This window comes from Levilactobacillus paucivorans (genome assembly GCF_001437125.1).
Taxonomy (GTDB): Bacteria; Bacillota; Bacilli; order Lactobacillales; family Lactobacillaceae; genus Levilactobacillus; species Levilactobacillus paucivorans.
In genome coordinates, this window is record NZ_JQCA01000124.1 from 1 (window position 1) to 15,509 (window position 15,509).

At 48.8% G+C, this 15,509-nt stretch carries 11 protein-coding genes and 1 pseudogene; 9 read left to right on the forward strand and 3 right to left on the reverse strand.

Features of this window, described 5'->3' with window-relative positions; translation table 11 throughout:
• Positions 1–53: 53 nt before the first annotated feature.
• A pseudogene (locus IV54_RS09230) lies at positions 54–1,133 on the reverse strand (NAD(P)/FAD-dependent oxidoreductase); the annotation flags it as partial.
• A 272-nt stretch (positions 1,134–1,405) separates the two neighbouring features.
• Here IV54_RS09230 and IV54_RS09235 point away from each other — a divergent pair.
• The gene (locus IV54_RS09235; protein WP_057879072.1) at positions 1,406–2,839 is read left to right on the forward strand and encodes a C69 family dipeptidase; all 1,434 of its coding nucleotides are present in this window, start codon (positions 1,406–1,408) and stop codon (positions 2,837–2,839) included.
• 131 nt (positions 2,840–2,970) lie between these two features.
• Here the strand turns inward: IV54_RS09235 and IV54_RS09240 are convergent, their stop codons facing one another.
• On the reverse strand, positions 2,971–4,056 hold the full coding sequence (locus IV54_RS09240) for a MucBP domain-containing protein (protein ID WP_057879073.1): 1,086 nt from the start codon (positions 4,054–4,056) through the stop codon (positions 2,971–2,973).
• 147 nt (positions 4,057–4,203) lie between these two features.
• Positions 4,204–6,447 (reverse strand): ATP-dependent Clp protease ATP-binding subunit, encoded by a 2,244-nt coding sequence (locus IV54_RS09245; RefSeq protein ID WP_057879074.1) that lies wholly within the window; start codon positions 6,445–6,447, stop codon positions 4,204–4,206.
• Positions 6,448–6,738: 291 nt separating this feature from the next.
• On the opposite strand from IV54_RS09245, the gene IV54_RS09250 reads away from it, so the two are divergent.
• From IV54_RS09250 to IV54_RS09285, 8 genes are all read left to right on the forward strand, one after another.
• Positions 6,739–6,939 (forward strand): hypothetical protein, encoded by a 201-nt coding sequence (locus tag IV54_RS09250; RefSeq protein ID WP_057879075.1) that lies wholly within the window; start codon positions 6,739–6,741, stop codon positions 6,937–6,939.
• Between the two features lie 168 nt (positions 6,940–7,107).
• The gene (locus IV54_RS09255) at positions 7,108–7,374 is read left to right on the forward strand and encodes a phosphocarrier protein HPr (RefSeq protein WP_057879076.1); all 267 of its coding nucleotides are present in this window, start codon (positions 7,108–7,110) and stop codon (positions 7,372–7,374) included.
• Entirely contained in the window at positions 7,374–9,104 is a 1,731-nt protein-coding gene (gene ptsP / locus IV54_RS09260; protein ID WP_057879077.1) for a phosphoenolpyruvate--protein phosphotransferase, read from the forward strand. The genes IV54_RS09255 and ptsP overlap by 1 nt, the downstream gene beginning before the upstream one ends.
• A gap of 188 nt (positions 9,105–9,292) precedes the next feature.
• Positions 9,293–10,471 (forward strand): glycosyltransferase family 4 protein, encoded by a 1,179-nt coding sequence (locus IV54_RS09265; protein WP_057879078.1) that lies wholly within the window; start codon positions 9,293–9,295, stop codon positions 10,469–10,471.
• A 16-nt stretch (positions 10,472–10,487) separates the two neighbouring features.
• On the forward strand, positions 10,488–11,510 hold the full coding sequence (locus IV54_RS09270) for a glycosyltransferase family 4 protein (protein WP_057879079.1): 1,023 nt from the start codon (positions 10,488–10,490) through the stop codon (positions 11,508–11,510).
• A gap of 4 nt (positions 11,511–11,514) precedes the next feature.
• The gene (locus tag IV54_RS09275) at positions 11,515–12,540 is read left to right on the forward strand and encodes a lysylphosphatidylglycerol synthase transmembrane domain-containing protein (protein WP_057879080.1); all 1,026 of its coding nucleotides are present in this window, start codon (positions 11,515–11,517) and stop codon (positions 12,538–12,540) included.
• 87 nt (positions 12,541–12,627) lie between these two features.
• On the forward strand, positions 12,628–12,864 hold the full coding sequence (locus IV54_RS09280; RefSeq protein ID WP_020089680.1) for a YkuJ family protein: 237 nt from the start codon (positions 12,628–12,630) through the stop codon (positions 12,862–12,864).
• A 141-nt stretch (positions 12,865–13,005) separates the two neighbouring features.
• Positions 13,006–15,069, forward strand: coding sequence for an LTA synthase family protein (locus IV54_RS09285; RefSeq protein WP_057879081.1), 2,064 nt, complete (start codon positions 13,006–13,008; stop codon positions 15,067–15,069).
• Positions 15,070–15,509 lie beyond the last annotated feature (440 nt).

A 15,509-nucleotide genomic window follows, 5' to 3' on the forward strand; every position in this document is an offset into this window, starting at 1 on the left:
AGGGCCTAGTACTTTTGGAATGGAAATACTTTCCAACACCAAAAATTCTAGACCCAGTTATCTTTGACGATAACTTGTTCGGCATTGATACCTTGTTGCTTAGCGGAGGCCAAGGTCAATCCAGTGGAGACAATGGTCCGGCCGTAAAGGGCTAATCCAGATGAGGACTGCGTGCCCATGTATTTAACGGTTGGCTTAACGAGGTTCTTTCCAACCAGGATCCCTTGACGAACGGCATTGGTAGCCAGGGGAATATAGGCGTTTTGGTGAGTCGGGTTGTAATGAACCGCGGCACTATCTCCAGCGGCAAAGATGTCGGGATTGGATGAACGCATGTAGTCGTCGGTAATGATGGCACCGTTGGCAGCCATGTCGACCTTACCCTTAAGTAAATCGGTATTTGGTCGGAATCCGATACACAGGATAGCCAGGTCAGTCTGGTAGCTTCCTTTGTTGGTCTGAATGGTCAGGCGGCCATCCTCAGGTGTAAAGCTTTGAACCGTTTCGCCCAAAGCCAGTTGGACGTGATTGTCACGATAGTCTTGTTCGATGACATCCGTGAATTCGGAATCAAAGTATTTTGGCATGACGCGGTCCATGGCATCGATTAAGGTCACCTCGTGGCCAGTCGTGGAGTAAGCTTCGGCGAGTTCTGCGCCGATGTAACCGGCACCGATAACCGTGATATGTTTGGCTGTCTTGGCGTCTTCAATCAAGGCCTGAGCATGAGCCCAGTTCTTACACAGCTTGACCTGTGGATTGTTAATGCCCGGAATTTTTGGCACGATGGGCCATGATCCAGAGGTCATGACGAGCTTGTCATAGGTATCAGTTGCTTGTTCATGAGTGGTCATGTCTTCAACTGTAACCGTTTTCTCTTCGGGATCAATATTTAAGACGTTGTGACCCATCTGGACGTTAGCTCCGAGCTTAGTTAGTTCTTCTGGACTAGAGTAAAAGAGTCCTTGAGGATCGGCAACCTTACCGCCCAAGTACAGGGCGATACCACAGGAAAGAAAGGAAATAACGTCATTTTTTTCGTAGACGGTCACCTCGGCATCGGGGTTCTCAGCTAAGATTTGTTTAATGGCAAATGTTCCGGCATGGGTACATCCAACTACAGTAACTTTCATGAATAGGGCCTCCCAAAGGTGTGGTTAATTTATTTGAAAAACATTTCACAAACAGTTTCAAAAAAATATAACTTGGTTACAACTCTATTTTAGACGACACACCGGAAATGTCAACACATTTCAAAATGTGTAACACACCTAATTATGACGAAATCCAGTGATATCTAGTGTTGGCTCCCTAAAAGCGGTAAACTATGGGCTATAGACTTTGACGCGTTCATTTTCGGGATCCGCCATGGTCGGACGATTTAGACATAAGGAGTGGAGTTTGAATGAAAGCAGCAAAACATTTGACGGCCTGCACGACGGTGTTGGTTGGGAAAAAAGCAACGGTTGATGGATCAACGATGATTGCTAGAAATGATGACACCTTCCTAGCATTGACCCCACAACGCTTCTACGTTCACCCGGCGGAACATGACCAACCGGCCCGGACCTGGGTTTCAAATCAAAATGGGTTCACGGCACCAATTCCTAGTGACGGTTACCGCTATCTGGCAACGCCTAACGTGGAAACCGACAAGACCGGGGAGTATGCCGAGAGTGGGATTAACGATCAAAACGTCGCAATGAGCGCGACTGAAAGTGTCTATGGCAATCCCCAAGCCTTGGCCTTCGATCCCTTGGTGGCAAATGGATTAGCCGAAGATTCTTTACAGACGCTGGTTCTGCCTTACATTAACTCGGCCCGTGATGGGGTGCGTTATTTGGGTAAGCTGATCAAGCAATATGGATCACCAGAAGGTAACGGGGTTCTGTTCTCCGACAATGATGAAGTTTGGTATATGGAAATCGTCACTGGTCATCACTGGGTGGCGCAACGGATTCCGGACGATGCCTATGCCATTGCCGCTAACCAGGTTGCCATTCAGCAGGTCGCTTTTGATGATCCCGACAACTTCATGTTCTCCGAAGGTATCCAGGAATTCGTCACGGCCAACCACTTGAATCCCGATCAGGATGGCTGGAATTTCCGTCATATCTTTGGGACGAGTACTGAAAAAGACCGGCATTACAACACGCCACGGGTTTGGTATGGGCAACGTTGCCTGAATCCTGAAGTAGTTCAGGATCCCCAGTCCAGTGACCTGCCATTCATCTGCCGGACGAGTCACAAGATCAGTGTGGAAGATGTCGAATACATTCTGAGTTCCCACTACAACGAAACCAAGTACGATCCACTGGGCCCCGGGGATGATGCCGATCGGCTGAAGTTCCGGCCAATCTCGATGAACCGGACACAGAACTCTCATGTCTTACAGTTGCGTAACGACGTCCCTAAGGCAAGCTCTGCCATCATGTGGGTCTGCTTCGGTGTGCCAGCCTTCAGTCCTTACGTGCCATTCTTTGCCAATGCCACCGATACCGATCCTTCTTACAGTTTGACACCGGTCCATTTGGACGATGTGAGTGCCTACTGGATGTATCGGAAGTTGTCGATGATTGTGGAATCTCACTACGTTGACTTCATCGAACAGGACACGGATTACGTGACGGCCGCTAAAGAAACGTTGCGGACCCACGTGGCTAATGCCTTGAAGGGTGCCCAAAACTTCGAGGGAGACGACTTAACGGCCTACCTGACGACGCAAAACCACCGGGTGACTGAAATCATGCGCGCAACGACAACGAAATTTACCAACGACCTGATCGAGAAGGGCCTGACGCTCTCTCGGCTGACGTTCAATATGGATAAGAATTTATAAACGAGCAACGCTTATGACGAAACAGGCGGCCTGACAATTGTCGGGCCGCCTGTTTTTGACTGAAACTATTTTTTGAAAAAAACTCCGTAGAATCGTCGAGATTTTACGGAGTTAACTCTAGAGTCATGAATTTAAAGTGTTGCAATCGGGGTTAACCGAACATAGCGCGCATTGATGTAGGCTTCCGGCCCAATCTGATACCAGAACAGCTGTTGGTCATCGACGATGCGTCCCCGGATGTCCAGGGGCTCACCATGGTCAACCCGGCCAGCCGTTTCGCCATACGGTTCACGGTAGATCGACACGGCCGAGCCAGGAACGTAATCAACCGTTCCCATTCGTTCAAAGGGCTCTGGTTGCCAGCGAGAGACGGGTGGTAAGGCTGGTTGGGCGTATTGGTGGTCGCGGCGAACCGTTTGTTCTGCGGATAGCCACTGATTTCCACCAAAGTTATACCAGACTGCACCGTTGGTCAACGTGACAACCATGAAAAGTCGCCACAGTGAGTCGGCTGGGAACTGGTAGGTGTAAGCTCGACCCGCTGGTTCATCGTATACCTGGTGGTCAGCTTGCAAAAAGACGTACTGATGGACGCGCTGCACCATTTCCCAGGCATCCCGCCGGTAGTAGTAGACCACCATGGCCGGCTTGTCGGTGAATTGGCCCCGTTGCGGACCCTGGGCCTGGAAAATGTGGTAGCCAGAGATGTTCGGTGGCGTCAAGGCATAGGTTGTTGCCAGACCACCACGATGGATCTGAGGCAATTCTAGTAGACGACCGGAATCAAAGTCGACGAGATACACGATAACGGGTTGGCCGAGCCGGCGTCGATAAATGGCAGTTGTTAGCCCGTATTCACTGATAAAGTTTTGGGTGAAGCCGGTGATCCGTAAGAGCGCGTAGCCGGTGATCTCAGGAAAATGGTAATGGATACTTTCACCCTGGTGACCCGTCAACACGAGTGCCGGTTGCAAAGGGCGGTCGTGTTCGTCCACTAACTGAACCACTAGGGTTGCCGCGGGACCCAATGGTGCTGGCTGCGGCTGTACCTGAGGTTTTGGTGGACGGGGAGGAGTAGGGGGCTGTGGTGGCGTGATGGCTGGTTCAACGTGAGTCGTTGGTACCGAAGGCAGACGCCGAGTTGGCGATACCGGTTGCGGTTGTCGCCGTCGGGGTTTGGGTTCGATGAGTCGTTTAATCCAGTCAAAAAATGCCATGCCAGTCACCTCCAGAAGTTTCCTTTAAAACCTAGTATACCATTTTTACGGACTCCCCAATAACCGAAATTGTAACAGGTTACAAACCAGCCAAGTGACCAAAAAAAGAGACCCACGATCTTGTCGTGAGTCTCTCGAATTTAAAGATTAAGCTTTATTGGTCGATGAGTCGGTTGAGGATGTTGATTCCGCGTCATTGTCGGCAGCCAACGTGATCTTATCGTCTTCGATCCGTGCCACCAGATTCTTAACATCTGCGTGGTCCAGGTAGAAGTCGGCGATCCGGTCTTCAATCTCTTCTTGAATAACTCGCCGTAATGGTCGAGCACCCATAGCAGGATTGTAGCCCTTCTTAACCAATTGCTCTTCGACGGGCTTCGTGACATGGATGTGGAGGCCTTGGCCAGCCAGCATCTGGTTAACGTCACCAATCATGAGATCTACAATCTGCATCAAGTTTTCCTTGCTCAGAGAGTTGAATTCAATGATATCGTCGAAGCGGTTGAGAAATTCTGGCTTGAAGTAGTTGGTCAGATTCCCCAATACGGAATGTGTCGTGCCATTAGCGGCAGCACCGAAACCAACATTGGCTTCGGCGTCCCCGGTCCCGGCATTACTGGTCATGATGATCAGCGTGTCCTTGAAGGAGACGGTTCGGCCTTGAGAATCGGTCAGGCGGCCGTCGTCAAGAATTTGTAAGAACATATTCATAACGTCAGGGTGGGCCTTTTCGATTTCATCCAACAGAATCAACGTGTAAGGGTGACGACGAACCTGTTCCGTTAATTGACCAGCTTCCTCGTACCCAACATAGCCAGGTGGGGACCCGATCAACTTAGAAATGGAATGTGGTTCCATGTACTCAGACATGTCGAATCGAACCATCGCATCCGTCGAGCCAAAGAGTTCATTGGCCAATTGCTTGGCTAATTCCGTCTTCCCAACACCGGTAGGGCCCACGAAGAGGAATGACCCAATTGGGCGTCCAGTTCCGTTTAACCCAATCCGGTTACGCCGGATGGCCCGAGCAACCTTGTCGACCGCTTCATTCTGGCCGATAACGTGTTTCTCGAGGTCGGTGCCCAAACTCTGGAGTTGATGTTGTTCCTTAGCTTGGAGTTCACCGACGGGGATGTTGGTCTTTTCTTCCACAATGTCTTGCATATCCTTGACTGTGACTTCAACCGAAGTGTTCGGATCAGCGGTTGTTGCCGATTCTTTGGACTTCTCCAGCTTTGTCACTTGGTCACGGTAGTAGGCAGCCTTTTCGTAGTCTTCCTGCTTCAAGGCGTCTTGCTTCTGTCCTTCGGCGGACTTGATCTTTTCATCAATTGCCTTAGGATCCGCCACGTTAATGGTCAGATTCTTCCGAGAACCAGCCTCATCTAACAGGTCAATCGCCTTGTCAGGTAAGAAGCGGTCTTGGATGTACCGGTCTGACAACCGAACGGCAGCTTCAATAGCGTCGTCCGTGTAGTGAACGTGGTGATAGTCTTCATACTTCTTTTGAATACCCTTAAGAATCTTCACGGCCTCATCGGCACTCGGTTCGTCTACCGTTACGGGTTGGAACCGCCGTGCTAACGCTTGGTCCTTTTCAATATCACGGTACTCACTTAACGTGGTTGCCCCGATCAATTGGAAATCACCGCGGGCGAGGGCAGGCTTCAAAACATTCCCGGCATCCATGCCACCTTCGGCATTTCCAGCACCCATGATTTCGTGAATTTCATCAATGAAGAGGATGATGTCCGGGTTGGACTGAACCTCTTTCATCAATTGTTGCATCCGTTGTTCGAATTGACCACGAATCCCGGTTCCTTGAACCAGAGATACGACATCTAAACGGATAATTTGTTTGTTGGCGAGCTTTTGAGGAACGTTGCCTTCGACAATTCGTTCCGCAAGGCCTTCAACGACGGCCGTCTTCCCAACACCGGCTTCCCCGATGAGTACGGGGTTGTTCTTAGTCCGCCGGTTCAGGATTTCGATGACTTGTGCCGTTTCTTTGTCCCGACCAATGACGGGGTCAACCTTACCGTCTTTTGCCAGTTGCGTGAGGTTCAGACCATACTGATTGAGTAGGCCATTGCCAGAGCCCTGGTTGCCTGATGGTTGTGTTGGCCGGTTGCCTTGACCGGAAGCTTGACGATAATCTGAGGGATTACCGTTGCCGTTACCGCCTTGCATGGCCCGGAAAATATCATCCAGGTTACCAAAGCCGAATGGATCTTGTGCCATACGGCCACCTCCATTTCCAGAATCGTTTGATTGTTGCTGTTTCAGCAGCTGGTAACAATTTTGGCATAGGTCAACTTGTTGCCGCTGCCCATTTACACTCATGTAAAGGTGAATCGTTGCTTCATTGCGGTGGCAATTTTGACATAGCATCTTGTCGTCTCCTTTCTTGCCTGGAGTTCTCGTGGGAGGTCCCACGGGGTCAATGAAATTCTTTGACCTTTATTGACCATTGAACACATTATACCGCGCTGATTAGGGGGTGCAAGTATTTTGTTTCACCCAGTAACCGCGTAGCACGAGGGATTACCTCACGAACGCCTTTTATTTTAGCACTCTCTCCTATAGAATGCTAAAATCAGTCTCGGAAATTTAAAATTTCTTTTGACGTCGGCGGTGTTGCACCGTAGAATATATAGGAAACAACGAAGTGGGGGTGGCAATGTGGCAGAAGATTTCACGGATTTATTGAATCAACTCAAAGATGGCAAGATTGACCAGTTTGAAGTAACGCCGGCAAGCTTCCCGGCTTTTCAGAAAGCTTTCATGGCTTTTGAGACTCGGAAACGTGTGGTGGGCCAGGCTCACAAGGATGGAAAACTCGTCTATCATTATGACCATGACGCCGGAAATAGCGGCGAATGACGAATTTTTTATGTAAGCGGTTCACTAACAACTTGTAATTTAGTGGTTAGATTGATATTCTTAGTAGGTAGGCATGACTCGTTCAATGGTTGTTTGACCACTGCGCAAGGTCAAGGCGAGCCATCGTCAATAAGAAGTCAACCTAAGCTTAAAGGAGATCGATCAATTATGGAAAAACGCGAATTTCATGTAACATCCGAAACTGGTATCCATGCCCGTCCTGCAACCTTATTAGTTCAGGCAGCTAGCAAGTACACCTCAGAGGTTAGCTTGCAGTACCAAGACAAGTCCGTTAACTTGAAGTCTATCATGGGTGTGATGTCATTGGGTGTCGGCCAAAACGCTGACATTACCATCACTACCGATGGTGACGACGAAGCCGACGCAATGAAGGCTGTTGCAGATACCATGGTAAAAGAGGGTTTATCTAAATAATGAAGACGATGCTCAAGGGGATCGCTGCGAGTGATGGGCTAACCTGTGGCCGAGTCTTTCGGCTGGTTGACCCGCAACTCGAGATTCATCAGCGGTCGATTCAAAATCTTGATAAAGAGATAGAGCGATTCCATCAGGCCCTTGTAGCAGCCGCCTCGGATATTGAGACGATAAAAACTCGTGTAAATAAAAACCTGGGTGCGGATCGTGCCCAGGTTTTTATTGCGCAAATGGCAATGGTTAGGGATGCCGAACTGGTTGATCCAGTCACGGCGCTTATCCAGGAAAAGCGGATCAATGCCGAGGCCGCGCTACTCACGGTTACTCACGATGCCGAGCAACGGTTGACGAGTCTGCAGAACAATCCGTACCTGCAACAACGCCTGGCAACCTACCGGGCGGTGACCAAGCGGGTAACGGCCAAGTTACTGGGTGTGGACTTACCGGATCTGGCCCTCGTGACCGATCCAGTGGTCGTCGTCGCGCATGATTTGGTGGCTAGCGAAACCATTGCGGTTAATCCACAACAAGTTTTGGGATTCATTACCGATACCGGTGGCCGAACCTCACACTCGTCGATCCTGGCACGTTCGTTGAATTTGCCGGCGGTCGTGGGGACTCAGGTGGCGACGCAACAACTGGGGAATGGTGACATGGTCATCGTTAACGGTTCTCAAGGTAACGTTGTGGTGGCGCCAGACGACGAAGAAGTTGCGACGGCTAAACAAGAGATGGCCGAGCGCCAGCAGAATCAAGATCGTTTGGCTAGCATCCGCCATCATGGCACGGTCTCCAAAGATGGTGTCGGTGTGACGCTTGCCGCCAACATGGGAACGGTTGCCGATTTGCCACGTGTTGAGGCTGGTGGGGCCGAGGCCATTGGCCTGTTGCGGACCGAATTTATGTACCTCGATGCCCATCATCTGCCTTCAGAAGACGAGCAATTCACGGTTTACCGGCGAATCTTGACGACCATGGCCCCTCGGCCCGTGGTGATTCGAACCTTGGATGTCGGTGGTGATAAGCCCTTGCCATATCGAGCTGCACAAGATGAGGCCAATCCCTTTATGGGGTCGCGGGCCATTCGCCAGAGTCTGGCGCACCAACAGGTCTTCCGTAGCCAATTACGGGCGTTGATTCGGGCTTCAGCTTACGGTAAGCTGCGGATTATGTTTCCAATGATTACCACGCTGGATGAGTTACGCCAGGCCAAGGCGATCTATGCCGACGAGCGGGCTAAGCTCACCACGGCACGTGTCGCTATGGGCAAGATTGACGTGGGGATGATGGTGGAAGTACCCGCCGCAGCCTTACTGGCTGACCGATTTGCTGCCGAGGTAGACTTCATGAGTATCGGGACCAACGATCTCATCGGGTACACCTTGGCTGCTGACCGCACCAATCAGGATGTGGCTTACTTGTACCAGCCTTACCATCCAGCCATATTGCGGCTAGTCGATCGGGTTATTTCAGCGGCTCACGCTGCAGGGATTCCAATTGCGATGTGCGGCGAGATGGCCGGTGACCCCATAGCAGTTCCACTCTTGCTGGGGATGGGCTTAGATGAGTTCTCAATGGCGCCTAATGCCATCTTGAAGACGCGGGAGCTTATTAGCCAGTTAGATGCCCATGAACTCACTTCACTGGCGGAGACTGCGGTTAATTCGGCTAGTACCAGCCAGGAAGTTGTCACGATGGTTCAGGCCGCCGTGCCAGATGTTCTGGGATAAGCCTTTTAAATTGAAAGATCACAGGGAGACGGAACCGGCCACAAAGGCTTTGGGTGCCGTCTCTTTAATTTTGTTTGCGATTGGGGCTGAGGTTTGCAATCCCCTAGTCAAACCCATATAATTGTGATGATTGTATTTCGTGTTATTAGAAAAGATTTAGCCAAACGCAGACGCAAGGGGGATTGGCGATGAATATTGGCTTATTTACAGATACCTATTTCCCTCAAGTGAGTGGGGTGGCGACGTCGATCAAGACGTTGCGTGATCAACTAGAAAAACAGGGCCATCAGGTGTACATCTTTACCACGACTGACCCACACGTCGAACGGAATGTTTATGAACGAAATGTCTTTCGGTTTTCAAGCATTCCGTTCGTTTCGTTTACGGACAGACGGATTGCGGTGCGCGGGCTGTTCCAGGCGTATCAAATTGCCAAGGAACTGAACTTGGACATTGTCCACACACAGACGGAATTCTCGATGGGGTGGATCGGTAAGTTCGTGGCGCGGAACCTGGAAATTCCTTGCTTACATACCTATCACACCATGTATGAGGATTATCTGCACTATGTGGCCAACGGTAAGATCTTAAAACCGGTTCATGTGAAACAAGCGACACTCGCTTTTTGTTATCATCTGACGGGTGTGGTTGCGCCGAGTGACCGAGTGTTGACGACCTTAACCGATTATGGGGTTAAAACCCCAATTCGAATCATTCCAACTGGGGTAAACCTTCACCAGTATGAGCAACCGGATACGGCAAATTTGCGGCGTCAGTGGGGCTATAAGCCTGATACGCCGGTGATTCTGTCGTTGAGTCGGCTGGCTTACGAAAAGAATATCAAGGCTAGTATTGCGGCTATGCCACGAATCTTGGCACAAGTGCCCGACGCACAGCTGTTGATTGTTGGGGATGGGCCAGCCAAGGCCGACCTGGAGCAACAAGCTCAGGATGCTGGGTTGATGGACCATATTACCTTTACCGGTGAGATTGATAACGATGAAGTCTTCCATTACTACCACATGGCTAATGTCTTCCTTTCTTCGTCCGATTCGGAATCGCAAGGGCTGACCTATATCGAAGCCATGGCGGCCGGAACAAAGATCGTGGTCATGACCAGTCCCTATACCGATGACTTATTGTCGGACCGGGCCTTGGGTGTGACCTTCTCGACAGAGGATCAGTTGGTGGCCAACGTGGTGGATTATCTGCGTCACGGGGATGAGGAACAGAATCCAGAACTGCTCGCACGTAAGCTGGCAGAAATCTCCGCCGATACTTTTGGTCAACGGGTCATTTCCTTTTATCAGGACGCCCAGGCCAGTTACGAAGAGGCGCATGAGGATACGCCGGATTTTAGTGATTGATTAAGGGAGTTATTTGATGCTTAAAATTAATATGTTCTCCACAGCCGACTCGGTTAAGGGTCAGGGTGTGGGGAGTGCGTACAATGAATTAATGAATTTGTTAAAGACGCGGCTGCACGGTGAGTTTCAGGTCACGGTTAACAAATACAGTCGGGTAGACGTCACTCATTACCATACGATTAATCCGACTTACTATCTATCGACATTTTTACCTGGACGCGGCCGTAAGATTGGTTACGTTCATTTCTTGCCGGAGACACTTGAAGGAAGTCTGAAGATTCCCCAGCCTTTTCGGTCAATCTTCTATAAATATGTCATTGCGTTCTATAAGCGGATGGACCATATTGTCGTGGTCAACCCGACTTTTATTCCTAAGTTAGTGGCCTATGGGATTCCCGCAGAACGGGTGACCTATATTCCCAATTTTGTGAGCCGCAAGGAGTTTTATCCAGTGGATCACGATCGTCAGGTGGCCTTACGTCAACAGTACGGGTATGATACCAAGCGTTTTACGGTGTTGGGTATCGGTCAGATTCAGGAACGTAAGGGGCTCTTCGACTTTATTAAATTGGCGAAGAACAACCCGGCCATTCAATTTGTCTGGGCTGGTGGGTTTTCATTTGGCCGGATGACCGATGGCTATGCAGCACTGAAGAAGGTCGTGGATGATCCGCCAGCCAACCTGAGTTTTCCGGGGATTGTCGATCGTGACAAACTGGTGGACTACTACAACATGGCCGATCTCTTCTTGCTGCCATCGTTTAATGAACTTTTCCCCATGTCTGTGTTAGAAGCCTTCAGTACCGGGACACCGGTGTTGCTGCGTGATCTGGACCTGTATCAGGCCATCATCGCTGGCGACTACCAACCGGCTAAAGATTATGAAGAGATGAATCAACAACTCCATGACTTACCACAGAATCCAACGGCCATGGAACACTGGCACCAGCAAAGTTTGGCAGCCGCGGAGCGTTATTCCGAGGCCCACTTAGCGGAGATCTGGCGGCAATTCTATCAGCAACAAGCAAAAGTGAGGTAGTGACATGTCCCGTCGAAATAAGTGGGTTCTAACGATTATGTTTTTGGTGGGGATTGCAATCTTCACCTATTCACTCCGGGACATTAAGTTTTCTGTTCTCGTGAACGATTTTGTTCATATTAATTTCTGGTGGTTCGGGGTAGCGGTGGCCTGCATGGTCATCTACCTGGGACTAGAGGCCTGGATTGTGAAGGTCTTTATCTCCGATCGAATCACTGGCTTCACCTTTAAGGATGCCTTACGGATTCCTATGGTGGAACAACTTTTTAATGGGATCACGCCGTTTTCTTCAGGTGGTCAGCCCGCCCAGCTCATTGCCCTGATGCAAACGGGGGTTGATGCCGGGAAAGCAAGTTCGGTTCTATTGATGAAGTTCGTGGTCTACCAATCGATGATTGTCATTAACTTCTTAATTGCCTTGATGATTGGGTTTAACCAAATCCAGGATAAGCTACATGCCCTGGTCTGGTTAGTGGTCTTTGGTTTCTGTATTCATCTGGCAGTTATCGTGGGGTTACTGATGATCATGTTCTGGTATAACTTTACCAAGAAGATGGTGACCGTCGTTCTCTATCCGGTAAAATGGTTTGTGAAGCCAGAGCGCTATGAACGGATGTCACGCAATATCAACAGTAAGATCGATTCCTTCTATGCCGAGAGTGTCCGAATCAGTGGGAAGGGGAAGCTGATGTTACGGGTCTTTGTGATCACGTTCTTCCAGCTGAGCTTTTACTACTTGATCCCGTACTTCATTATGTTAGCTCTGGGCTATACCTCGGCAAATATCGTCATGGTCACGAGCTTCCATATTCTGATCGTGATGGTCATTTCGCTTTTTCCAATCCCCGGTGGTGCCGGTGGGGCGGAGTACAGCTTTGAAATGATCTTCCGGAGTTATATCTCGTCGAGCAGTAAGCTGGTATTGGCCATGATTCTCTGGCGGTTATTGACCTACTACTTCGGAATGTTGGCAGGATTAGTGGCGATGGTCATTCGACCAGATCGGGTGACCGAAGAATCAGATTCATGAAATCAATGAGTTTTTCTCGATTTGGGCGTGTCATATGGTCTCAAGTTTGGTAAAATCATTAGTGGAAAGCTAGAAAGGGGACCAATCATGGAAGAATCTCAACTGATTGGCATCATCAATCGCTTAAAGGCGATGCAAGAGGATGCTACCGACGAGCCACAGCCCCGTCGTTTTGAAAAGGAAGGCGTTGAGCAGGCAACGGTTGTCTTTAACCAAGCTACTCACACTTACACGTTAACCGAACATAATCCGGAGACGACTTTTGAATTTGATAACATCGACCTGGTGGCTATCGAATTATTTGATTTACTGACGGATAACTAACAAAACTATGGGTGCCATAGTTTTGTTTTTTTATTATATCGGGAAAAGATTGAATTTTTCCAAAGGTTCCGCAATCGGATTGATTACCCGATAATATCAGCTATACTTGAATGATGTTAATTATTATGTGGAGGCAGTCTCATGGCGAACTTTTTTAAGCGGAAGACGAATTGGTTAAACACCCGTATGGGCTTTTTCCTGTTAATCGTCGTTTTATTTTGGGTAAAAACATACATTGCCTATCAGACTGAGTTTACCTTAGGTGCTAAGGGCAGTGTGCAGCAGTTTTTACTACTAATTAACCCATTACCGGCCGCCCTGTTGGTATTCGGGATTGCCCTGTATTTCCGTGGCAGATTAGCTTACTGGCTAATGCTGATTATCGACGTGCTAGAATCCACTTGGATTTTTGCGAACGTTGTGTACTACAGAGAGTTCTCCGACTTTCTGTCATTTGGGATTATGAAGGGCTCGAGTTCGGTTGGCAATAACCTAGGTAAGAGTCTCGCTCAGATTACCCATCTCTATGATTTCTTCGTTTACGTTGATATTATCGTGTTAATCATCTTACTGGTGACCCACGTTATTCGAATTGACCCACGGCCATTCAAACGGCGGTATGCGTTGTCGATTACCGTGTTGTCATTTGGACTGATGTTTGCTGAGTTTGGGATGGCGAATGCAGACCGATCTGGTTTATTGACGCGGACCTTTGATAATAACTATATCGTTAAATACCTGGGTCTTAATGAATATGCGGCGTTTAACGCTTATCAGACACAGAAGGAAAGTGCGACGCGGGCGAGTGCCAATGCGTCGGACATGAAGAGTGTGCTGAAGTACTTGAAGCAGAACCGGGTTAGCCCGAATGTGTCGTATTATGGTAAGGAGAAGGGGAAGAACGTCTTTATCATTCACTTGGAGAGTTTCCAGCAGTTTTTAATTGACTACAAGGTGGATGGTAAGGAGGTTACGCCAACTCTGAACAAGTTCTATCACAATGATAATACGTTGTCGTTTGACAACTTCTATAACCAGGTGGCGCAAGGGAAGACCTCCGATGCTGAAATGATGCTGGAGAACTCCCTGTTTGGATTACCACAGGGGTCTGCAATGACGACCTATGGGACACAGAACACGTTCCAGGCGGCACCAGCGATCTTGAGTCAGGAGGCTGGTTACACCAGCGCGGCCTTCCATGGGGATGTGCCAAGTTTCTGGAACCGAGATAATACGTATAAGTCATGGGGCTATCAGTATTTCTTTAGCTCCAGTGCGTATACGGAAAAGGCTGGCTACAGTGTCGGCTATGGCCTGAAGGATAAGATCTTCTTCAAGCAGTCAGCTAAGTACATTGAGCAGTTGCCACAGCCGTTCTATGCCAAGCTAATTACGTTGACCAATCATTACCCATATGAGTTAGATAAGAAGAATACGGACTTCCCAGCGACGAAGACCGGGGATAAGACGGTGGACCCTTATGTTCAGACGGCCCATTACCTTGATCAATCGTTTGCAGAGTTCTTGACCTACCTGAAGAAGGTCGGTCTCTACAAGAATAGTGTGATCGTGGCCTATGGGGATCACTATGGGATTTCCAACAATCATCGACCAGCTATTGCGCAACTTCTGGGTAAGGATAAGATTACCTGTTACGACCTGACACAGTTCCAGAAGGTGCCATTCATGGTTCACGCGGATGGTCTGAAGGGTGGCATTAATCACACCTACGGGGGCGAAATTGATGTCTTGCCTACACTATTAGACCTCTTAGGGGTTAAAAACCAGGATACGGTTCAATTTGGGCAAGACCTCTTAGCCAAGAATCGAAACCAGACGGTGGCCTTTCGTAATGGGAACTTTGTCTCACCGAAGTATATGAAGGTGGGGGGGACCGTCTATGATACGAAGACGGGAGAAGTCCTCACGCTGACGGCGGCTCAGAAGAAAGAAGTTGACCAGCTACAGAACCACGTGACGACGGAGCTCTCTCTGTCTGATCGGGTTATCTATGGGGATCTCCTACGGTTCTATTCACCGAAGAACTTTAAGAAAGTGGATAAGACGTCCTTTAGCTATAAGTACACGCCGGCGATGGCGAAGTTAGCAGAGGCTCAGAAGGAAGAGAAGACCAGTCTTCTGTCTAAGAACGATGGCAAGAGTACGGTCTCGGACTACAAGACCGATGCCCCAGAACTGAAATAGAATGATGAATTGCATTCGGCCCATAGGGGTTGAATGCAATTTTTTTGTGGTGTTAACCGTTATGGCGGGGTTCAGGGGCAGTTGATGAAACGTTTTTTGTTAAATATGCATTTAGGGGTTGACCGGTGTGGCTGTTATTGGTAAACTATTTTCTGTTGTCAATTTATGAATGTTCCGTTGTGACGGCGAGAAACACCGGCTAGATTAATTGTTAAAAAAGCTTGACGGTCCGTTTAATTATTGATATAGTAGTAATCGTTGTTAAGAATATTTATTCAACCGGGGATGAATATCCCGATATTTATTCAATTAAATGTTTAAATAAGTTGTTGACAGTGTTTTGACAGCATGATATACTTTAAAAGTTGTCACGGAGTTAGTTATCCGCGACAAGGTAGACCTTTGAAAACTGAACATTGTTTCGACAAACCAAATATGTG